The sequence below is a fragment of the Rhodococcus sp. Z6_132 genome (assembly GCF_058133635.1).
The window spans coordinates 1,318,105-1,337,389 of the sequence record NZ_JBYUNP010000001.1 but is presented as its reverse complement, the minus strand read 5'-3'; the positions used below and the strand labels follow the sequence as shown (position 1 = coordinate 1,337,389).

Sequence of the window (19,285 nt, the reverse complement as noted above, 5' to 3'; positions counted from 1 at the left end):
CAACCCACTCACTAAGCGAGGGCGCGTGGAATTCGACGTCACCATTGAGATCCCCAAGGGTCAGCGCAACAAGTACGAGATGGACCACGAGTCCGGGCGGATCCGGTTGGACCGCACGCTCTTCACGGCCACCCAGTACCCGGCTGACTACGGGTTCATCGACGACACCCTCGGCGAGGACGGCGACCCGCTGGACGCCCTCGTCCTGCTGCCGGAGCCCACGTTCCCCGGCTGCCTGATCCGCTGCCGCGCGGTCGCCATGTTCCGGATGACCGACGAGGCCGGCGGCGACGACAAGGTGCTCTGCGTCCCCGCCACCGACCCGCGGTTCTCCTACATGCAGGACATCGACGACGTGTCGAGCTTCTACCGCCTGGAGATCAAGCACTTCTTCGAGGTCTACAAGGACCTGGAGCCGGGCAAGAGCGTCGAGGGGGCCGACTGGGTCGGTCGGGCCGACGCCGAGAAGGAGATCGCGGCGTCGTTCCAGCGCCAGAAGGACAACCCGGGGCACTAGCCGGCACTGAGCCGGCGCGGCTCCACGCCCGCCGCACCGCCCGCCGAGGGGCTGGGCACGCCGATCACCGGCTGCCCAGCCCCTTCGGCGTGCCTGGGGCTTGCTGGAGCCTGGGGCCTGCTCAGGCGGTGCTGCTCCCGCTCTGCGGCGCCGCGGCGGCCGCGTCCCGCTCGGCCTGCTGGGCGGCGAGGCCGGACATGGTGCGCAGCGGCACCTCCTTGACGAGCCAGACCAGCACGAAGCCGACGATCATCAGCGCGCTGACGGCCAGGAACACGTGGTCCATCGCAGCCGAGAAGCCGACCTTGAACGGTTCGGCCAGCACCGGGTCGAGGCGCTGGATGAACGAGGTGTCCACCAGGGCCGCCCCGGCCACCGCGGGGTCACCGGCCGCCATGCCCTGGGCGAGGTGTGCCTGTGCGGGGTCCGCGCCCTGCGCCGCCGCCTGCACCGCGCTGCGGAAGCCGGGGTCGGTCGAGGCGGTGGTCAGCGCTGCCGACGTCGCGGGCGTGAGCTGGGAGAACAGCAGGGACAGGAACACCGCGACCCCCAGCGTCGCGCCGATCTGGCGGAAGAAGGTGGCCGCCGAGGTGGACACCCCCATGTCCCTGGGCGGCATGGCGTTCTGGATCGCCAGCGTCAGCGGTTGCATCATGCAGCCCAGTCCCAGTCCGAAGGTGGCCATCATGGTCATGGTCAGCCAGAGCGGGGTGTCCGCGCGCACGAGGTGCAGGGCGAACATGCCCGCGCTCATCAGTGCCGTGCCCACCAGCGGGAAGATCTTGTAGCGCCCGGTCCGCGAGATCAGCTGCCCGGAGACGATGGAGGCGAGCATCATGGCGCCGACCATCGGCAGCACCTGGTAGCCGGCCAGCGTGGGCGAGGAGCCCTTGACCACCTGCAGGTACTGCGGGATGAGCGAGATCCCGCCGAACATCCCCGCTCCGGCGATCACGCTGACGGCGATGCACAGCGAGAACAGTCGGTTGCGGAAGAAGCGCAGGGGGATCAGCGCCTCGTCGCCCATCCGGACCTCGGCCAGCACGAAGGCAGCCACCCCCAGCACCCCCACCGCGTAGCAGCACAGCGCAGCCGGGGACGACCAGCCCCAGGTGCGGCCCTGCTCGGCGACCACCAGCAGCGGAACCACCCCGACGCTCAGCAGCGTCGCTCCCCACCAGTCGACCTTGGCCTCGCGGTGGTGCACCGGCAGGTTGAGCACCCGCCACACCACCAGCAGAGCCAGCACGCCCAGGGGCACGTTGAGGTAGAACACCCAGCGCCAGCCGGTGACGCCGAGCAGCGACGGCTGTCCGGCCAGCACCCCGCCGAGCACCGGGCCGAGCACGCTGGCGGTGGCGAACACGGCCAGGAAGTACCCCTGGTACCGCGCCCGCTCCCGCGGCGGCACGATGTCGCCGATGATGGCCAGGGCCATGGACATCAGCCCGCCGGCACCCACTCCCTGCACCGCGCGGAAGGCGGCCAGCTCGTACATCGACGTGGCGATGCCGCAGAGCATCGACCCCACCACGAAGATCGTGATGGCCAGCATGAAGAAGGGCTTGCGCCCGTGCAGGTCGGAGAGCTTGCCGTACAGCGGCGTCGTGATGGTGGACGTGACGAGGTAGGCGGTGGTGACCCAGGCCAGCACCGAGTAGCCCTGCAGGTCGTCGGCGATGGTGCGCACCGCGGTGGAGACGATGGTCTGGTCCAGCGCGGCCAGGAACATGCCCAGCACCAGGCCGGACAGGATGGTGAGGATCTGACGGTGGGTGAAGACCCCGGTCTCCGGCGAGCCCGGTCCGGACGCCGCTGGCGTCGCCTGGGTGGTGGGCATGGATCCCCTTCCGGGACCGCGGACTACAGCAGCTGTCCGACGCAAGGGTGCGTGCGGATCGGCGACCGTGCAAGGTGGTCAGGTGTCCTAGATGGGCAGACACGCCGACCGTTGGGGCCGCGGGCAGGCGCGCTCTAGGCTGAGCGCATGGAAGATGTCCTGAACGTCCTGCACGTCGTCACCGGCGTCTTCATCGTCGGCCCCATGGCGATCCTGCCGCACACCGCGCTGCGCGCGGTCCGCAACGGAGATGCCGCGCAGGTGCGGTCGCTGGCGCAGTCGACCAACATCATGACGCTGGCCTCGGTGCTGGTGGTCATCTTCGGGTTCGGGCTGGTGTCGGTGGTCGACTACGACCTCTCGTTCACCACTCCGTGGATCCTCATCTCGATCATCCTCTACGTGATCGCCCTGGTGCTCAGCCTGGTGATGGTGGTTCCGGCGCTGCAGAAGGCCGCCGACACCCTGCAGCCCGCGGGCGTGGCAGCCACCGCCGGCAGCGAGGCCACGGCACCGCGTGGCGGCAGCCCGGACTACGGCCGCATCGCGATGAGCTCGGGGATCGTCTCGCTGCTGCTCGTCGCCATCGTGGTGCTGATGGTGGTCAAGCCCGGCTGACGCCGCTCGCTCGGCCCGGGGCGGGTTGGTAGCAGCTGCAGACGGTGCGGGGCGCGCTTGGTGGTACTTGCAGACGCACCTACCGGCGGATGAGCCCGCGGGCAGTCGCGGCGGCGACCGCGGCGGTGCGGGAGTCGACGCCCAGCTTGGTGTAGATGTGCACCAGGTGGGACTTAACCGTCGCCTGGCTGAGGAACAGCCGGCGGCTGATCTCCAGGTTGGACAACCCGTCCGCCACCAGCTGCAGCACCTCGATCTCGCGCAGGCTCAGTGCCGTGTCGGGCGAGCGGACCCGCTCCATCAGCCGCAGCGCGATGGCCGGGGCCAGCGTCGACCTCCCCTCCGCAGCCGCCCGCACCGCCGCGCCCAGCTCCTCCGGCGGGGCGTCCTTGAGCAGGTACCCGACGGCGCCTGCCTCAATGGCCGCCACGATGTCCGCCTCGGTGTCGTAGGTGGTCAGCACCAGCACCCGGGGTGCCTGCTCACTCGCGGTGATCAACCTGGTGGCCTCGCTGCCGTGCATCCCCACGCCGAACTGCAGGTCCATCAGCACCACGTCCACGTCCAGCTCGGCGGCCAGCTCGACCGCCTGCTCCGCCGTCGTGGCCTCGGCGAGGACCTCGAAGTCAGACTCGGTCTCCAGCACCGCGCGCAGGCCCGCCCGCACCACCGGGTGGTCGTCGGCCAGCAGCAGCCGGATCATCGGACGACGCCGACCGGCAGGGTGACGGCCACGGCGGTCCCCCGCCCCGGCGCAGACTCCACCGCCAGCGTCCCCGCCAGCGCGGTGGCCCGAGCACGCATGGACGACAACCCGAAGCCGCGCAGCTCGTCCCCGCCGACCGGCACGGGCCCCTCCGGCTCGAACCCGACGCCGTCGTCCACCACGTCCAGGGCCACCTCCGACTCCATGTAGCTCAGCGTCACCCCGATCCGGGTGGCCTGGGCGTGCTCCACGGCGTTGGCCAGCGCGGCCTGGGCGATGCGCAACAGGGCCACCTCGTGGCTGGCCGGCAGCTCGGTGACCCTGCCGGACACCCGGCACTGCACGAGCAGCCCGCTGTCTCGCTCGGTGCGGGCGCACAGCCGTTCCAGCGCGGCGGGCAGCGCGTCGCGCTCCAGGTCGGCCGGGGTGAGGGCGCGGACGAAGCGGCGCGCCTCCTCCAGGTTGTCCACCGCGGTGCGACGCGCCTGCTCCACGTGCCCCAGTGCGACGCCGGGATGCTCGGGCAGCGTTCGCTCGGCGGCCCGCAGCAGCAGCTGGATGCTGGACAGCCCCTGGGCGAGGGTGTCGTGGATCTCCTGCGCCAGCCGTTGCCGCTCGGAGAGCACCCCGGCGGTGCGCTCGGCGGTGGCCAGCTCCTCGCGGGCCGCGGTCAGCTCGTCCACCAGCCGCCGGCGCTGCTCGCTCTCCCGGTACAGCGCCTGGTAGCCGAGCACCACCGCCACGGCCACCGCCGCACCCAGCGTCGGTCCGATGACGATGCCCAGCGCCAACCGGCCCTGGTGCCAGGCGATGCCGACGATCGCCGCCGCGTCGGAGACGACCACTGCGGCGAGGCCCCAGCGCAGCGGGAGCAGGTGCAGCTGCAGGAAGAACAGCGGGAAGACGAGGTAGGCCGCCTCCCGGCTGAGCCCGAGCAGCACCAGCCACACCCCGCAGACCAGCACCAGCCAGGCGGCGGCCGCGGACTCCGAGCGACCGACGGCGGGCCAGACCGCCCCGGCGGCGTAGAGCACGCCGAGCAGCACGGCCACGGCGACGGTGGCCCCCAGGTGCGGTGAGCCCTCCGTGACCGCACGGACGACGACCAGGACCAGCAGCCCGGCGACCAGCAGGTGCATGCAGTACCGCAGCACGCGCAGGACCGGGGTGAGCGAGGAGGGATCCACAACGGCTCAAGGCTAGGCGCGGTCCTGTGCCGGGGCATCAACCGAAAGGTGGAGCGCCAGGACGTCACTGCGGCCACCCAGGGGCAACCTCTGGCTCGATGCCCAGCGCCCCAGTGCACGGCGAGGGTTGACCTGGTCGCCGGGCACCCCGCCCGGCCCGTCAACGGAAGGGTCGCGAGTCGTGTTCGTCGCCTGGAGAGATCTTCGTTCTGCCAAGGGGCGCTTCGCCCTCATGGGCACCGTCATCGTGCTGATCACCCTGCTGGCCGGTCTGCTGTCCGGCCTCACCGCAGGTCTGGGCAAGGAGACCACCTCCGCCGTCACCGGCCTGTCCGCAGACCACCTGGCCTTCTCGGCCCCGGCCGACGGCCAGGAGGTGTCCTTCACCGACACCGTCGTCACCGAGTCGACCTGGCGGCAGTGGGCGCAGGTGCCGGGCGTGAGCCGAGCCGATCCCCTCGGTATCGCCACCGTCAAGGCCGTGGCCGGACCCCGCAGCGCAGCCGTGTCCGCGTTCGGCGTGGAGCCCGGCTCACCGCTGGCCCCCAGCGCCACGCAGATCGACCCCACCACCACGGTGCTCTCCACCCACGCTGCGGCCGAGCTCGACGTGCGTGCGGGCGACCGCATCAGCCTGGGCGGGCAGCAGGTCACCGTCGGGGCAGTCTCCGGGGACGCCTCCTACAACCACGTCCCGGTGGTGTTCACCGACCTGACCACGTGGCAGCGGCTCTCCGGCGGGTCTCCAGCCGGGGAGCAGCGAGCCACGGTGGTCGGGCTGACCACCAGCTCCACCGACGGGCTCGCCGCCGCGGACGCCCGGTTGGGCACCCAGACCGTGGCCCGCGACGACGCCAAGGCCGCGATCAGTGCCTACAACGCGGAGAACGGCTCGCTGAAGCTGATGCGCATCTTTCTGTTCGCCATCTCCGGCCTGGTGATCGGCGCGTTCTTCACGGTCTGGACCATCCAGCGCAGCGGTGACGTGGCGGTGCTCAAGGCACTGGGCGCGTCCACCGGGTACCTGCTCTACGACGCGCTGGGCCAGGCGCTGGCCCTGCTGCTGGTGGGCACCGCGGTGGGTGCCGGGCTGGCCGCACTGCTCGGCGTCGCCATCGGCGGCACCATCCCCTTCCTGCTCACCGCGGGCAGCATCGCGCTGCCGGCCGTGGTCATCGTCGCCCTCGGCCTGCTCGGAGCCGCCCTGTCCGTCAAGCGCATCACCTCTGTCGACCCCCTCACCGCCCTCGGGAGCGCACGATGAGCCTCACCCTCGACCACGTCACCCTCACCTACCCCGACGGCCGCTCGCGCCTGACCGCCCTGGACGACGTCAGCCTCCAGGTGCCTGCCGGGACCATGACCGCCGTCATCGGCCCTTCCGGCTCCGGCAAGTCCAGCCTGCTGGCGGTGGCCGCCACGCTGATCACCCCGGACCGCGGCGAGGTGGTGCTGGACGGTGCCTCCACCGCGGGGCTGTCCCGCGCCGCGCTCACCGCGCTGCGCCGGGAGAAGGTGGGCATGGTCTTCCAGCAGCCCAACCTGCTGCCCGCGCTGACCGCGGCCGAGCAGCTGGAGGTGATCGGCCACCTCGACCCGCGTGCCACCGAGGACCCGGCCGTCCGCGCCAGGGAGCTGCTGGAGGCGGTGGGACTGAGCACGCAGGCCGGCCGGCGCCCGCACCAGCTCTCCGGCGGTGAGCGCCAGCGGGTGAACATCGCCCGGGCGCTGATGAACAACCCCGCTGTGCTGCTGGTGGACGAGCCCACGAGCGCACTGGACACCGAGCGCGGCGCGGCCATCCTCGAGCTGATCCTGCGGCTGACCCACCAGAACGCCACCGCCACGGTGCTCGTCACGCACGACCGCTCGCACCTGGTGGCGCTGGACCAGGTGGTGGAGATGACCGACGGACGCCTGCGCACCCCGGCCGCGGCCTGAGCACCCCCGTCGCCCCCACGTTCCCCTGAGCACAAAGGACTCGTCTTCCGTGAAGAAGCTGTACTACGCCGCACTCACCTACCTGGTGCTCGGTCTCCTCGCCGGGCTCTACTACCGCGAGCTCACCAAGGGACACCCGGACTTCGCGGGCTTCACCCAGCTGTCCGTGGTGCACACCCACCTGCTCGCGCTGGGCATGCTGTTCTTCCTTGCGCTGCTGTCGCTGGAGAAGCAGCTCGCCCTCTCCGCGCACAAGCTGTTCGTGCCGTTCTTCTGGGTCTACAACGCCGGGCTCGCCCTCACCGTGGCGATGCTGACCACCCACGGCACCATGACCGTGCTGAGCACCGCGGAGGAGGACATCTCCCCGGCCATCTCCGGCATGGCCGGCATGGGCCACGTCGTCCTGACGGTCGGGCTGGTGCTGCTGTTCGTGCTGCTCAAGCAGACGGTGCTGACACCGGGGGGCGGCCGGTCGCGCCTCTCGGACGGCCCACGAGCGCGCGGCCAGCTGAGCCGCTCAGCACTGCACCCACCAACGCCCAACCGCCGTCCCAGCTCGAGCCGGGACGGCGGTTGGTAGCGGTTGCAGACCCCGCGGGGGCAGGTAGGGCGTACTTGCAGACGCCCCTACTTGCCCTTGAACTCGGGCGCGCGCTGGGCGAAGACGGCCTGGATCGCCTCGCCGAGGTCCTCCGAGGCGAGGAACGCGGAGTTCCACGCGGCCACGTAGCGCAGCCCCGAGGCGACCCGCGCGGCGCGCTCCTGGTCCAGCACGTCCTTGATGCCGTGCACCACCAGCGGCGGGTTGCCCGCGATCTCCTTGGCGGTGGCGTGCGCGGCGGCGAGCACGGCCTCGGCGTCAGGGAGCACGTCGTTGACCAGGCCGATGCGCTCGGCGCGGGCGGCGTCGATATCGCGACCGGTCAGCGCCAGCTCGCGCAGGTGGCCGTCGCCGATGATCGCCGGCAGCCGCTGCAGGCTGCCCATGTCGGCCACGATGGCCACCTTCACCTCGCGGATGCTGAAGGACGCGTCGGCGCTGGCGTAGCGGACGTCGCAGGCGGCGATGAGGTCGACGCCGCCCCCGATGCAGCGGCCCTGCACGGCGGCGATCACCGGCTTGCGGCAGTCGGCGACGGCGTTCAGCGCCTTCTGCATCTTCTTGATGTCGTCGTAGAGCGCGGTGCGCGGGCCGGCGAGCAGGTTCTCCCCGCTCATCACCGGGCCGAGCGTCTCCCCCATCGCTGCCAGGTCGAGCCCGTAGGAGAAGTTGCGCCCGGAGCCGGCGACCACCACGGCGCGCACCTTGGGGTCGGCGTCGAGCTCAGCGAACACCTGCGGCATCTCGGCCCAGAAGTCCGGGCCCATCGCGTTGTGCTTGCCCGGCCCGACCAGGGTCACCTGCGCGACGCTCCCGGTGCGGTCGACGGTTACGGACTTCCAGGCGCTCTCAGTCATGCGGACACTGTATTGGGGGCACGGAGCCCCACGTCCACCGGCGAGCGTCCACCCAGCACCGTCCTTCCCGCCCGCCCCACCGGTTGGGGCGACTTTGGTTGCGGCACAACGCAGCACCGTTGGGTGGCGCGTCGCGGCCCGGCTTGCGCCGGGTCGCCCACCGCACTGGCTTGTACGTTTGGTGCAGAGCCCCTGCGTTCTGGTGAGTGCAACACCCTCGAGCGAGCGCCCCGGGCGAGCGGTGGCGAGGCGGGGGAGACCGACATGGCGACTGACCACGGCGACCGCTCGGCGACGGCCGAGCTCGAGCTGGCACCGACCCGGGACACCGGGCGCACGGCGATCGTCCTCGGCGGCCTGGTGGTGCTGGGCGTGCTGATCCTGCAGCTCGGCTTCATCCTCAGCTACGTGGGTGCGTTCCACGACCCAGCACCGCGGGACGTGGACATCGCCGTGGTGGGCCCGGCTCCGGCGGCGGAGCAGACCGTCGCGGCGCTGGGGTCGCTGCCCGGGCACCCGCTGAGCCCGAGCACCACCACCAGCGTGGAGCAGGCCCGCTCGATGGTGGCCAACCGCGACGTGGAGTCGGCACTGGTCCTGGGGCCGGACGGCAGGGACACCCTGCTCGTGGCCAGCGCCGCCAGCACCTCGGTGGCCGACGCCGTGGAGACCGTGGTGACGCAGTTCGCCGCCGCCCAGCAGCGCACCGTCACCGTGGACGACCTGGTGCCCATCAGCTCCGGGGACAACCGCGGCCTCTCCGACTTCTACATCGCCGTCGGCTGGGTGGTGGGCGGTTACCTGCTGGCCACCGTGATGGAGCTGGTCGCCGGCAGCTCCCGCGCCCCTCGGACGGCAGCGCGGCGGCTGCTCGTCGCCGTCGGCTACGCCGTGCTGTCGGGCATCGGCACCGCCATCATCGTGGAGCCGGTGCTCGGTGTGTACTCCGGGCACTTCTGGTCACTGGCTGCGCTCGGCGCCCTGGTGGTCTTCGCCACCTTCGCCTTCACCCTCTTCCTCGAGGCGGCGCTGGACTTCGTGGGCATCGGGCTGGTGATCGGGCTGTTCGTGGTGCTGGGCAACCCCAGCGCCGGCGGCGCCTACGGCACCCAGCTGATCCCCCCGTTCTGGGCCGCGATCGGTCCGTGGCTCACGCCCGGCGCCGCCACCAGCGGCGTCCGCAACATCGCCTACTTCCACGGAACCGAGATGGCGCAACCGCTGTGGGTGCTCTTCGGCTACGCCGTGGTCGGCGTGGTGGGGGCGATGGTGGCCGCGACGTACTTCGATCGCCGCGCACGACGGAAGCAGTCGCCGAGCGACACCACCGCGGCCACCGGGGCCACCGTCGCGATCTGAGGGCGTGGCGAGGACGGCTTGCCAGGCGCCGGGAACAGATCCTTATCGGGTATCGTTGTCATCACCAATAAGGCAGGTGTCTCAGACACCTGGTGTCGACGTGCCGCCAGTGCAGGAGCAAACCGTGCGAAAGATCCACCGGGCCGCGTGCGCCGCCCTCGTCGGGACCGTGCTGGTCCTCACCGGGTGCGCCACCAGCCCCTCCACCCCGAGCGCCTCCGGCAGCGAGCCCGGCAAGACGATCACCGTGGTGGCCGCGGAGAACTTCTGGGGCCTGCTGGCCGACCAGCTCGGTGGCGACAAGGTGGACGTGCACAGCATCGTCAGCTCCCCCGGCGCCGACCCGCACGACTACGAGGCCACCGCCTCCGACGCCCGCGCCATCGCCACCGCCGACCTGACCGTGGTCAACGGACTCGGCTACGACGGCTGGGCCGACGACCTGGCCGCAGCCAACCCCGCCCCCAACCGGGCCAACCTCAACGTGGGCTCGGTGCTGGCGCTGCCCGACGATGCCAACCCGCACCGCTGGTACAACCCCGCCGACGTGGCCAAGGTCGCGGAGAGCATCACCGCCGCCTACAAGAAGATCAGCCCCGACCAGGCCGGCTACTTCGACACCCAGCTGCAGGCCTTCAGCACCACCGCGATGGCGGAGTACGACAAGGTGGCCACCGAGATCCGCACCACCTTCGGCGGCACCCCGGTGGGCGGCTCGGAGAGCGTCCTGGAGATGCTCGTGCCCTCCCTCGGCCTCGACCTCGTCACCCCGCCCGGCTTCCTCAGCGCGGTGAGCCACGGCGACGAGCCGACGGTGGCGGACAAGACCACCGCGGACCAGCAGATCCGCAGCGGCGCCATCAAGGCCTACGTCTACAACGCCCAGAACGCCTCCCCCGACGTGCAGCAGCAGGTGGACGCCGCCCGCGCCCAGGGCATCCCGGTCACCACCGTCACCGAGACCCCGCCCGCGGGCACGCAGAGCTGGCAGCAGTGGCAGACCGACCAGCTCGTGGCGCTGCGCGACGCGCTGTCGGCCAGCAGCGCACGATGACGAGCGGCGCCACTGCCACTGCGGACCCGGTGCTGCAGCTGCGCGGCGCTGCGGTGCGCCGCGGCGCCACCACGCTGTGGGACGGCCTGGACGTCACCGTCGCCGCCGGGGAGTTCGTCGCGGTGCTGGGCCCCAACGGCGTCGGCAAGTCCACCCTGGTCAAGGCCGCGCTCGGGCAGGTCCGCCTGTCCGCCGGCGAGGTCAGCGTGCTCGGCCAGTCCCCGCCCGGGGCGAACCGGCAGATCGGCTACCTCCCGCAGCGGCGCAGCTTCGACCGCAGCCTGCGGGTGCGCGGCACCGACGTGGTGCGCCTGGGCCTGGACGGCAGCCGGTGGGGCTTCCCGCTGCCGGGCCGCCGCCGCTTCAGCGCCGCCGCGCGCGCCGCGGAGGAGCGGGTGCGCCACGTGGTGGAGATGGTGGGGGCGCAGGACTACGCCGACCGCCCCATCGGCCGGCTGTCCGGTGGTGAGCAGCAGCGCCTGCTCATCGCCCAGGCACTGGTCTCGCGCCCCCGGCTGCTGCTGCTGGACGAGCCGCTGGACTCCCTCGACCTGCCCAACCAGGCGTCGGTGGCGGCCCTGATCTCCCGCATCTGCCACGAGCACGACGTGGCGGTGGTGATGGTCGCCCACGACGTCAACCCGATCCTGAGCTACCTCGACCAGGTGGTGTACCTCGCTCAGCACGGCGCCGCCGCCGGCCCCGCCCACGAGGTGATCACCAGCGACACCCTCACCCGGCTGTACGGCACCCAGGTGGAGGTGCTGACCACCTCCGACGGTGGGCTGGTGGTGGTGGGTGAGCCCCAGGCGCCGTCGCTGCACGCGCCGCGGCACTCCGACCCGGCCGGACACCGCCACTGATGCAGCCGGTGCTCACCTGGAACCTGGTGGAGGACGTCCGCCAGATGTTCCAGTTCCCGTTCATGGTCAACGCCTTCCGCGCCGGCACCATCGTCGCGGTGCTGGCCGGGCTGGTCGGCTGGTTCATGGTGCTGCGCCGGCAGAGCTTCGCCGGCCACACCCTGGCCGTGGTGGGCTTCCCCGGTGCCGCGGGCGCGGTGCTGCTGGGCGTCAGCGCCACCTACGGCCTGCTCGCCTTCGCCGTGGCGGCGGCCCTGGTGATCGCCGCCATCCCGGGCTCGCGCTCCGGCGGCTACAGCGAGGAGTCCGCGGTCACCGGCACCGTGCAGGCCTTCGCGCTGGCCTGCGGCTTCCTCTTCCTCAGCCTGCACGGCGGCCAGCTGGGCGGGGTGAACAACCTGCTGTTCGGCAGCTTCCTGGGCATCACCGCGGCGCAGGTGCAGGTGCTGGCCGTGATCGCCGTGGTGGCGGTGGCCATCCTCGCCGCCATCGCCCGGCCGCTGCTGTTCGCCTCGGTCGACCCGGACGTGGCCGCCGCGCGCGGGGTGCCGGTGCGGGCCCTGGGTGCGGGCTTCCTGGTCCTGCTCGGCGTGGCCGCGGGCGCGGCCGCCCAGATCACCGGCAGCCTGCTGGTGTTCGCGCTGCTGGTGGCGCCCGCCGCCACCGCCCAGCTGATCACCGCTCGCCCAGTGGTCAGCGCCGGCCTGGCCGTGCTGATCGGGGTGCTCACCACCTGGGCCTCGCTGTTCGTCGCGTACTACCTGGACTACCCCATCGGCTTCTTCATCACCTCCATCGCCTTCGCCGGGTACCTGCTGGTCGCCGGCGGCACCTGGGCGCGGGGCGCCCTCGCCGGGGACGACCGGTGAGCGCCACCGTGCTGGCCGCCGAGGGCGGTATGCTGGCCCAGCCGTTCGTGCGGCACGCGCTGCTGGCCGGCATCCCCATCGCCGCGCTGTCCGGAGTGGTCGGGTTCTTCATGGTGCTGCGCAACCAGGTCTTCACCGGCGACGCCCTCAGCCACGTGGCCTTCACCGGGGCGGCGCTGGCCCTGGCGCTCGGGGTGGACCTGCGGCTGGGCCTGGTGGTGGCCACCGTCGCGGTGGGTGCGCTGCTCGGCGTGCTGGGCAACCGCGGCCGAGCCGACGACGTGGTCACCGGCACGGTGTTCGCCTGGATCCTGGGCATCGGCGTGCTGGCCCTGTCCCTCTACACCGCCAGCGAGCGCTCCGCGGTGGGCGGGGCCGCCGGGGTGAGCGTGCTGTTCGGGTCGATCTTCGGCCTCAGCGCCGCCAGCGCGTGGACCGCGGCCGGGGTGGCCGGGGGGCTGCTGGTGCTCACCCTGCTCATCGCCCGCCCCCTGCTGTTCGCCAGCCTCGATCCCGCGGTGGCTGCGGCGCGACGGGTGCCGGTGCGAGCGCTGGGCGTGGGCTTCCTGGTGGTGGTGGGCCTGACCGCCGCCGAGGCCACCCAGGCCGTGGGGGCGCTGCTGCTGCTGGGTCTGCTCGCGGCCCCGGCCGGCGCGGCGCTGCGGCTCGCCGACCGGCCGTGGGTGGCGCTGGCGCTGGCCCCGGTCATCGCGGTGGGCTCCATGGTGGGCGGGCTGGTGCTCAGCTACGCCTTCCCGTCGCTGCCGCCGAGCTTCAGCATCCTGGCCCTGGCCACCGCCTGTTACGCCCTGAGCTTCCTGCGGGGCTCCGGCCGGGCCGCGCGGGCCTGACCGTCAGGCGGGAGCAGGCCGGACACACCCGGCTCCCGCTGCCAGGATCGGCGCACGGCGTCCACGTGGCGCACCGGTCGACCTGAGGAGCCCCCCGTGGGACCACTGTCCGGCTACACCGTGCTCGAGATGGCGGGCATCGGGCCGGCCCCGTTCGCCGGGATGGTGCTGGCCGACCTGGGCGCCGACGTCATCTGCCTGCACCGTGCCAGCGCAGCGGGTAGCCGACCCACCGACGAGGAGGTGACCGGGCGCGGTCGGCGCTCCGTCGCGGTCGACCTCAAGCACCCGGACGGCCCGGCCACGGTGCTGCGGCTGGTGGAGAGCGCGGACGCGCTGATCGAGGGCTTTCGGCCCGGGGTGATGGAGCGCCTGGGCCTGGGGCCGCAGGAGTGCCTGGCCCGCAACCCCAGGCTGGTGTTCGGCCGGATGACCGGCTGGGGCCAGGACGGCCCGCTCGCCCACACCGCCGGGCACGACATCAGCTACATCTCGCTGTCCGGCGCGCTGTCGGCCATCGGCCGCGCCGGACAGGCCCCGGTGCCGCCGCTGAACCTGGTGGGCGACTACGGCGGCGGCGCGATGCTGCTGGCCACCGGCGTGCTGGCCGCGCTGCTGGCGGTGGCCCGCGGGGGCGAGGGGCAGGTGGTGGACGCGGCCATGGTGGACGGCTCGGCGCTGCTGCTGGCGCCCATCATGGGCGGGCACTCCCGCGGCGCGTGGGGCCCGCGCGGGACCAACCTGCTGGACACCGGCAGCCCGTTCTACGACGTCTACGAGACCGCCGACGGCGAGCACGTGTCGGTGGGGCCGATCGAGCCGCAGTTCTTCGCCGAGCTGGTTGCCCGCCTCGGCCTGGGCGAGCTGCCCGCCCCGCAGCACGACCGCGCCGGCTGGCCCGAGCTGCGGGCCCGGCTCACCGCGGCCTTCGCCGCGCAGCCCCGCGCGCACTGGGAGGAGGTCTTCGCCGGCAGCGACGCCTGCGTGGTGCCGGTGCTGTCGATGGCCGAGGCCCCGCAGCACCCGCACAACGTGGCCCGCAACACCTTCTTCACCGCCGACGGCATCACCCAGCCCTCACCGGCCCCGCGGTTCTCCGCCACCTCGCTGGACACCCCGACACCGCAGCCGGTGGTCGGCGCCGACACCCGTGCGGTGCTGCTGGGCAGCGGCTTGTCCGAGGAGCAGGTGCAGGCGCTGCTGAGCTCCGGCGCGGTGGCCGAGGGCTAGCCAGGCAGGTCGGCGTCAGGCGCTCTCGGAGCCGGCGCGCTCGGCCGACACCTCGCTCTCGGCCTGCTCCTCACCCACCACGTCCGGGGCCGCCTCGTCGGCCAGCGCCACCGCGTTCTCCACCGACTCCCCGCGGCCCAGCGCCTCGTCCCACACCACCATCCAGGCCGCGCGCTGCTCGTCGGTCCAGTCCGAGCGCTCCTGCAGCGCCAGGTCCTTGAGCGACTCCGCCGCCTGCACCCGCTCGGCGGCCAGCGCCTCCACCCGGGCGATGACGTCGGCCGGCCACACCGCGCGGGACTCGTGGCTGTAGTGCATCCACACCGCGTCGATCACGTCCTGGTGGGCGAAGCCGTCCAGCAGCGCCAGCCACGGGTGCGGGCCGCTGCCGGGGTCCTGAGGTTCTCGGGCGGACTGGTCGACACCCCCGCGGATGCGCAGCACCTCGGCGATGGTCTCGTTGTCGACCTGCTTGACTCCGCCGATCATGGCTGTCCCCCAACGCCGGTCCGACTCAGTGGCGTGACCGTACCGCCGGACCGGCGCCCGCGCAGGGCTAGCCGTTGATCAGCTACTCGTTCATCTCGTAGGTGCCGGAGAGGGCGGCCACCTGCTGCCACACGCGGTCGAAGCGGGCGGTGTCGGTGGCGGGCTTGCGCACGTGCGCCAGCGCCCAGCGCTGCTGCGCCTCCGTGGACGACGCCTTGCCGTGCAGCTGCACCGCGCAGGCGGAGAAGTCGCGCACCAGCACGTCGAAGACCTGGTCCAGCACGTCGTGGTCCAGGCCGGCCAGCTCGGCCTGCTCCAGCACCAGCTGGCCGTAGACCACCAGGGTGAACAGCTGGCCCACCACCAGCTGGAAGTCCAGGTCCTTGGCCTGCTCGGCGTCCGGGGCGCACTCGGTCAGGAAGCGGACCAGGCCGTCGGCCTGCTCGGTGAACACCGCGACGTTGGGCACCTCGGCAAAGCCCTGGTAGGCGGTGCGCCAGTCGTGGAAGGTGACCTTGCCCAGCCCCCGGGCGGGGCCCTGGCGGAAGAAGAACGCGTCGTCACCGGCGTCGTGGCGCTGCGGCACCGGCGGGTAGTCCTGCGGGTTGAGCAGGTAGCTGGGCATGAACTTCAGCACCAGCGCCAGGTTCACCTGCACGGTGCCCTCCAGCTTGGGCAGTGCTCGGATGTCGCGGGTGGCCATCCTGAAGTAGGCGTCCTTCTCGAAGCCCTTGGCCGCGATGACGTCCCACAGCAGGTCGATCACCCGCTCGCCCTCGCTGGTCACCTTCATCTTGGTGATCGGGTTGAACAGCAGGTAGCGGCGGTCCTCGGGGGTGGCGGTGCGGAAGTAGTCCACGGCGCGGTCGCTGAACAGCTTCATGGCCACGGTGCGGGCGTAGGCGTCGACGAAGCCGGCCCGCACGTGCGGGAAGTCGGTGACCGGGTGGCCGTAGAGGACGCGGTTGTGCGCGTGCGTGATCGCCTCGTAGAAGGCGTGCTCGCTGATGCCGATGGAGGCGGTGCAGAGGTTGAACTTGCCGACGTTGACGGTGTTCAGCGCCGCGCTGAAGGCCTCCGGCCCGGTGTGCAGCACGTCGACCTCGCGCACCGGGTAGTCGCGCAGCTCGAAGGCGCTGACGAACATCTGGGACGGGACCACGTTCTTGACCAGGTGGAAGGCGGGGTGCTGGCTGTCCACCGCGAAGAACACGTAGCCGTCGGGGCCCTCGACGTCGGCGCGACGGCCGAACACCGACACCATCCCGGCGACGTTGCCGTTGCCGATGTAGTACTTCTCGCCGCTGGCGGTGAATCCTCCGTCTGGCTGGGGGGTGAGCACCATGTCGGTGGAGTAGACGTCGGCGCCGTGGGACTTCTCCGACAGCCCGAAGGCGAACACCGCGCCGTCGTCGAGCAGGGCGGCGGCCCGGCGGCGGGCGTCGGCGTTCTCGCTCATCCAGATGGGGCCGAGGCCGAGGATGGTGACCTGCCAGGCGTACCAGTACTGCAGGCCGTAGAAGCCCAGCACCTCGCTGAGGGCGGCGTTGCGGGTGGCGTCCCAGCGCTTGTCCGGGTGCCCGTCGGCCTCGGCGGCCGGGGTCTGGAAGGTGGCGAAGAGCTTCTCCCGCCGCACGAAGTCCAGGAACTCCGTGTACCAGACGCCGCTGAGGTCGTCGGCGATCAGCTGGTCCTTGCCCCGCGCCTCGAACCAGTCGATGGTGGCCCGCAGCAGGCGCCGGGACTCGACGTCCAGGTGCGTCGGGTCGTAGGTGCTCGGGTTGAACAGCAGCTCGCTCACGGGGGCCTTCCTCAGTGGTCGTCCGGGGTGGGGACGACCCGAGGTTACCCGCCGGTAACTTCGCTGCTGCCGGCCGCGGGGCGCCGGGTCAGAAGCCGGTGGAGCTGACGCCGGCGAGCTGCTCCACCACCAGCGAGACGTGCTCCACCATGCGCTCGGTGGAGATGGTGAAGCCGTCGCGCAGCCACCGCTGGTAGAGGTAGGCCACTGCCCCGAAGGTGGCCAGCGCGTCCAGCTCCACGTCCAGCTCGTCCACCCGGCCGCGCTCGGTGCCGAAGCTGGCCGCCACCGCGGCGATGGGGGCGGTGAACTCGCTGACCAGCTCCGCGCCACGACGGATCAGCTCCGGGGCGGCCAGCGACTCCACGAACATCACCCGGGCCCGCCGGGGGTCGTCGCGGACGTAGCGGGTGAACACCCGCACCAGCTCGCGGATCAGCTCGGCCCGGTTGCTCGCTCCCGCCGACAGCGTCTGCAGCACCGCGTCCCGGGCCCGCAGCGCCACCATGTCCAGCACCGCCACCAGCAGCTGCTCACGGTTGCGGAAGCTCTCGTAGAAGTAGCGCTCGGTGAGCTCGGCCTCGCGGCACACCCCACGCATGGTCACCGCGGCCGCGCCCTCGGTGCCCAGGATCTGCAGGCCGGCCTCGAGCAGCTTGGCGCGGCGCTCCGCCTGGCGCTGCTCGGGCTGCTGCCCGCGCCACGGCCGCTTGGGGCCGGGTTCCACCGCCGCCTCCCGCACCGAGTCCATCAGCCCATCCTCCCACCGGCACCTGGTGCGGCCGGCGGTCCCGGCAGCCGTGGCGGTGGGGGTGTCGGCGAGGTCACGCCGAGACGGTCGCGGTGGCCGGGGTGGTGGCGCTCGGCGTGCGCACCCGGCCGCGCAGCAGGTCCGCGGCCCGCTCCCCGATCATGATGGCCGGCGCGTTGGTGTGGCCGCGGATGATCTCCGGCATCACCGAGGCGTCGGCCACCCGCAGGCCGTCGATGCCGCGCACCCGCAGCTCGGGATCGACCACCGACTGCTCGTCGCTGCCCATCCGGCACGTGCCCACCGGGTGATACAGCGTCTGGGTGTAGCGCTCCGCAGCAGCCACCAGCCGCTCCACGGGGTCACCGCCGGGGGGCTGCAGGTACTCGCCGGTGCAGTGCCGGGCCAGGGCGGGCATGCTCAGCAGCTCCTCGGCCAGGCCCAGCCCGGTGAGCAGCGCCTGCCGGTCCAGTCCCTCGGGGTCGGACAGGTAGCGCGGGTCGATCTTGGCGGCGGCGAACGGGTCGGCCGAGGCCAGGGTGATCTCGCCCCGGCTGTGCGGGCTCAGCAGGATCGGGCCGACGGTCATCCCGTGCGCGGTGGGCTCGGTGAGGCCCTGCCCGACGAACGGGGCTGGGGCGAAGAGCATCTCCAGGTCGGGCAGCGCCAGCTCGGGGCGGCTGCGGACGAAGCCGTAGGCCTCGCCGACGTTGGAGGTGAGCATCCCGCGGCGCCGGGTGAAGTAGGCCAGCAGGTGCTTGGCCTCGGTGGCGGTGAACATCGACTCCGGCCCCTGCGAGCCGACCACCAGGGCCGCGCACAGGTGGTCGGCCAGGTTCTGGCCCACCTCGGCGGCGTCGCGCACCACCTCGATGCCGTGCGAGCGCAGGTGCTCGGCCGGGCCGATGCCGGAGAGCATGAGCAGCTGCGGGGTGTTGATCGACCCACCGGAGAGCACCACCTCGCGGCGCACCTGCGCGCGGCGGTGCACGCCGTCGAGCACGTAGGTGACGCCGGTGGCGCGCCGGCCGGTGAGGTTCACCCGGGTGACGTGCGCGCCGGTACGCACCGTGAGGTTGGGGCGGCTGCGGGCCGGCTTGAGGTAGGCCGCGGCGGTGCTGCAGCGCTGCCCGCGGCGCTGGGTGACCTCGGTGGCGGTGAAGCCCTCCGGGGTGTCGCGGTTGGCCCGGTCGTCCACCCGGTGACCCGCCTCGCCCGCGGCGAGCAGGAAGGCGGTGGTCAGCGGGTTGGTGGAGCGCTGCGTGCTGACGGGCATCGGACCGCCCACGCCGTGCCCCTCGCCCGGCAGGTTGTTCACGTCCTCGATGCGCTCGAAGTAGCCGCGCACCGACTCGTAGGACCAGCCCGGGCCGGCCTGCTCCGCCCAGCCGTCGTAGTCGGCGGCGGAGCCGCGCACCCACATCATGGCGTTCATCGACGAGCTGCCGCCGAGCATCTTCCCGCGCGGCCAGTACAGCCGGCGCCCGGCCAGGCCCGGCTGCGGCTCGGTCCAGTAGTCCCAGTCGCGCTCGGTGCGGAACAGCTGGGGGAAGGCCGCAGGGATGCTCACCGCGGTGACGTTGTCCCGCGGGCCCGCCTCCAGCAGCAGCACCGAGGTGGCGGGGTCCTCGCTGAGCCGGGCGGCGACGACGGCGCCAGCCGACCCCGAGCCCACCACGACGTAGTCAAAGGTGTCGGACACGGACGATCTCCTCATGGTCGGCGAACGGGTCGGGCCAGGGCAGGAC

Annotated in this window: 19 protein-coding genes; 11 read left to right on the top strand and 8 right to left on the bottom strand. The window is 72.5% G+C overall.

Annotated features, from left to right (window positions below):
- Positions 1-25: 25 nt before the first annotated feature.
- Entirely contained in the window at positions 26-517 is a 492-nt protein-coding gene (locus AC3YO9_RS06235; RefSeq protein WP_127781835.1) for an inorganic diphosphatase, read from the top strand.
- 121 nt (positions 518-638) lie between these two features.
- On the opposite strand, the gene AC3YO9_RS06230 is transcribed toward AC3YO9_RS06235, so the two are convergent.
- Positions 639-2,357 (bottom strand): MDR family MFS transporter, encoded by a 1,719-nt coding sequence (locus AC3YO9_RS06230; RefSeq protein ID WP_489982491.1) that lies wholly within the window; start codon positions 2,355-2,357, stop codon positions 639-641.
- A 147-nt stretch (positions 2,358-2,504) separates the two neighbouring features.
- On the opposite strand from AC3YO9_RS06230, the gene AC3YO9_RS06225 reads away from it, so the two are divergent.
- The gene (locus AC3YO9_RS06225; RefSeq protein WP_127781833.1) at positions 2,505-2,975 is read left to right on the top strand and encodes a DUF2269 family protein; all 471 of its coding nucleotides are present in this window, start codon (positions 2,505-2,507) and stop codon (positions 2,973-2,975) included.
- Between the two features lie 79 nt (positions 2,976-3,054).
- Here AC3YO9_RS06225 and AC3YO9_RS06220 read toward each other — a convergent pair whose 3' ends face one another.
- Entirely contained in the window at positions 3,055-3,678 is a 624-nt protein-coding gene (locus tag AC3YO9_RS06220; RefSeq protein ID WP_489982490.1) for a response regulator, read from the bottom strand.
- Positions 3,675-4,868, bottom strand: coding sequence for a sensor histidine kinase (locus AC3YO9_RS06215; protein ID WP_489982489.1), 1,194 nt, complete (start codon positions 4,866-4,868; stop codon positions 3,675-3,677). The genes AC3YO9_RS06220 and AC3YO9_RS06215 overlap by 4 nt, the downstream gene beginning before the upstream one ends.
- Positions 4,869-5,100: 232 nt before the next feature.
- Between AC3YO9_RS06215 and AC3YO9_RS06210 the strand changes: the two genes are divergently transcribed.
- From AC3YO9_RS06210 to AC3YO9_RS06200, 3 genes are read left to right on the top strand one after another with little or no spacing between them, the layout of a single operon-like run.
- Positions 5,101-6,132, top strand: coding sequence for an ABC transporter permease (locus tag AC3YO9_RS06210; RefSeq protein WP_489982488.1), 1,032 nt, complete (start codon positions 5,101-5,103; stop codon positions 6,130-6,132).
- The gene (locus AC3YO9_RS06205) at positions 6,129-6,809 is read left to right on the top strand and encodes an ABC transporter ATP-binding protein (protein ID WP_489982487.1); all 681 of its coding nucleotides are present in this window, start codon (positions 6,129-6,131) and stop codon (positions 6,807-6,809) included. Before AC3YO9_RS06210 ends, AC3YO9_RS06205 begins: the two co-directional genes overlap by 4 nt.
- Positions 6,810-6,858: 49 nt before the next feature.
- Positions 6,859-7,392 carry a DUF2871 domain-containing protein gene (locus AC3YO9_RS06200; protein WP_489982486.1) on the top strand — a complete coding sequence of 178 codons (534 nt, stop codon included), beginning with the start codon at positions 6,859-6,861 and terminating at the stop codon, positions 7,390-7,392.
- A gap of 47 nt (positions 7,393-7,439) precedes the next feature.
- On the opposite strand, the gene AC3YO9_RS06195 is transcribed toward AC3YO9_RS06200, so the two are convergent.
- Positions 7,440-8,270 carry a crotonase/enoyl-CoA hydratase family protein gene (locus tag AC3YO9_RS06195; protein WP_489982485.1) on the bottom strand — a complete coding sequence of 277 codons (831 nt, stop codon included), beginning with the start codon at positions 8,268-8,270 and terminating at the stop codon, positions 7,440-7,442.
- Between the two features lie 264 nt (positions 8,271-8,534).
- On the opposite strand from AC3YO9_RS06195, the gene AC3YO9_RS06190 reads away from it, so the two are divergent.
- The 6 genes from AC3YO9_RS06190 (at position 8,535) to AC3YO9_RS06165 (ending at position 14,496) form a co-directional block, all read left to right on the top strand.
- A complete protein-coding gene (locus AC3YO9_RS06190) occupies positions 8,535-9,629 on the top strand; it encodes an ABC-2 transporter permease (RefSeq protein ID WP_489982484.1) in 1,095 nt (364 codons plus the stop codon).
- Between the two features lie 124 nt (positions 9,630-9,753).
- The gene (locus tag AC3YO9_RS06185; RefSeq protein ID WP_489982483.1) at positions 9,754-10,683 is read left to right on the top strand and encodes a metal ABC transporter solute-binding protein, Zn/Mn family; all 930 of its coding nucleotides are present in this window, start codon (positions 9,754-9,756) and stop codon (positions 10,681-10,683) included.
- Positions 10,680-11,546, top strand: a complete 867-nt coding sequence (locus AC3YO9_RS06180) for a metal ABC transporter ATP-binding protein (protein ID WP_127781829.1) — start codon at positions 10,680-10,682, stop codon at positions 11,544-11,546. The genes AC3YO9_RS06185 and AC3YO9_RS06180 overlap by 4 nt, the downstream gene beginning before the upstream one ends.
- Positions 11,546-12,415 (top strand): metal ABC transporter permease, encoded by an 870-nt coding sequence (locus AC3YO9_RS06175; RefSeq protein WP_489982482.1) that lies wholly within the window; start codon positions 11,546-11,548, stop codon positions 12,413-12,415. Before AC3YO9_RS06180 ends, AC3YO9_RS06175 begins: the two co-directional genes overlap by 1 nt.
- Complete coding sequence (locus tag AC3YO9_RS06170; protein WP_489982481.1) at positions 12,412-13,266, top strand: metal ABC transporter permease; 855 nt, start codon at positions 12,412-12,414, stop codon at positions 13,264-13,266. The genes AC3YO9_RS06175 and AC3YO9_RS06170 overlap by 4 nt, the downstream gene beginning before the upstream one ends.
- 96 nt (positions 13,267-13,362) lie before the next feature.
- Positions 13,363-14,496, top strand: coding sequence for a CaiB/BaiF CoA transferase family protein (locus AC3YO9_RS06165; RefSeq protein WP_489982480.1), 1,134 nt, complete (start codon positions 13,363-13,365; stop codon positions 14,494-14,496).
- A gap of 15 nt (positions 14,497-14,511) precedes the next feature.
- Here the strand turns inward: AC3YO9_RS06165 and AC3YO9_RS06160 are convergent, their stop codons facing one another.
- The 4 genes from AC3YO9_RS06160 to AC3YO9_RS06145 form a co-directional block, all read right to left on the bottom strand.
- Positions 14,512-14,985 carry a hypothetical protein gene (locus AC3YO9_RS06160; protein WP_489982479.1) on the bottom strand — a complete coding sequence of 158 codons (474 nt, stop codon included), beginning with the start codon at positions 14,983-14,985 and terminating at the stop codon, positions 14,512-14,514.
- 82 nt (positions 14,986-15,067) lie between these two features.
- Positions 15,068-16,786 carry an acyl-CoA dehydrogenase family protein gene (locus tag AC3YO9_RS06155; protein ID WP_489982478.1) on the bottom strand — a complete coding sequence of 573 codons (1,719 nt, stop codon included), beginning with the start codon at positions 16,784-16,786 and terminating at the stop codon, positions 15,068-15,070.
- An 88-nt stretch (positions 16,787-16,874) separates the two neighbouring features.
- Positions 16,875-17,537: a TetR/AcrR family transcriptional regulator gene (locus AC3YO9_RS06150; RefSeq protein WP_127781825.1), complete on the bottom strand. Its 663-nt coding sequence runs from the start codon at positions 17,535-17,537 to the stop codon at positions 16,875-16,877.
- A gap of 73 nt (positions 17,538-17,610) precedes the next feature.
- Positions 17,611-19,239, bottom strand: coding sequence for a GMC family oxidoreductase (locus tag AC3YO9_RS06145; RefSeq protein WP_489982477.1), 1,629 nt, complete (start codon positions 19,237-19,239; stop codon positions 17,611-17,613).
- Positions 19,240-19,285 lie beyond the last annotated feature (46 nt).

Coding starts and splice junctions, on each gene's coding strand:
- AC3YO9_RS06230 (WP_489982491.1), bottom strand. CDS start 2,357: ATGCCCACCACCCAGGCGACGCCAGCGGCGTCCGGACCGGGCTCGCCG.
- AC3YO9_RS06225 (WP_127781833.1), top strand. CDS start 2,505: ATGGAAGATGTCCTGAACGTCCTGCACGTCGTCACCGGCGTCTTCATC.
- AC3YO9_RS06220 (WP_489982490.1), bottom strand. CDS start 3,678: ATGATCCGGCTGCTGCTGGCCGACGACCACCCGGTGGTGCGGGCGGGC.
- AC3YO9_RS06210 (WP_489982488.1), top strand. CDS start 5,101: ATGGGCACCGTCATCGTGCTGATCACCCTGCTGGCCGGTCTGCTGTCC.
- AC3YO9_RS06205 (WP_489982487.1), top strand. CDS start 6,129: ATGAGCCTCACCCTCGACCACGTCACCCTCACCTACCCCGACGGCCGC.
- AC3YO9_RS06195 (WP_489982485.1), bottom strand. CDS start 8,270: ATGACTGAGAGCGCCTGGAAGTCCGTAACCGTCGACCGCACCGGGAGC.
- AC3YO9_RS06190 (WP_489982484.1), top strand. CDS start 8,535: ATGGCGACTGACCACGGCGACCGCTCGGCGACGGCCGAGCTCGAGCTG.
- AC3YO9_RS06180 (WP_127781829.1), top strand. CDS start 10,680: ATGACGAGCGGCGCCACTGCCACTGCGGACCCGGTGCTGCAGCTGCGC.
- AC3YO9_RS06175 (WP_489982482.1), top strand. CDS start 11,546: ATGCAGCCGGTGCTCACCTGGAACCTGGTGGAGGACGTCCGCCAGATG.
- AC3YO9_RS06160 (WP_489982479.1), bottom strand. CDS start 14,985: ATGATCGGCGGAGTCAAGCAGGTCGACAACGAGACCATCGCCGAGGTG.
- AC3YO9_RS06150 (WP_127781825.1), bottom strand. CDS start 17,537: ATGGACTCGGTGCGGGAGGCGGCGGTGGAACCCGGCCCCAAGCGGCCG.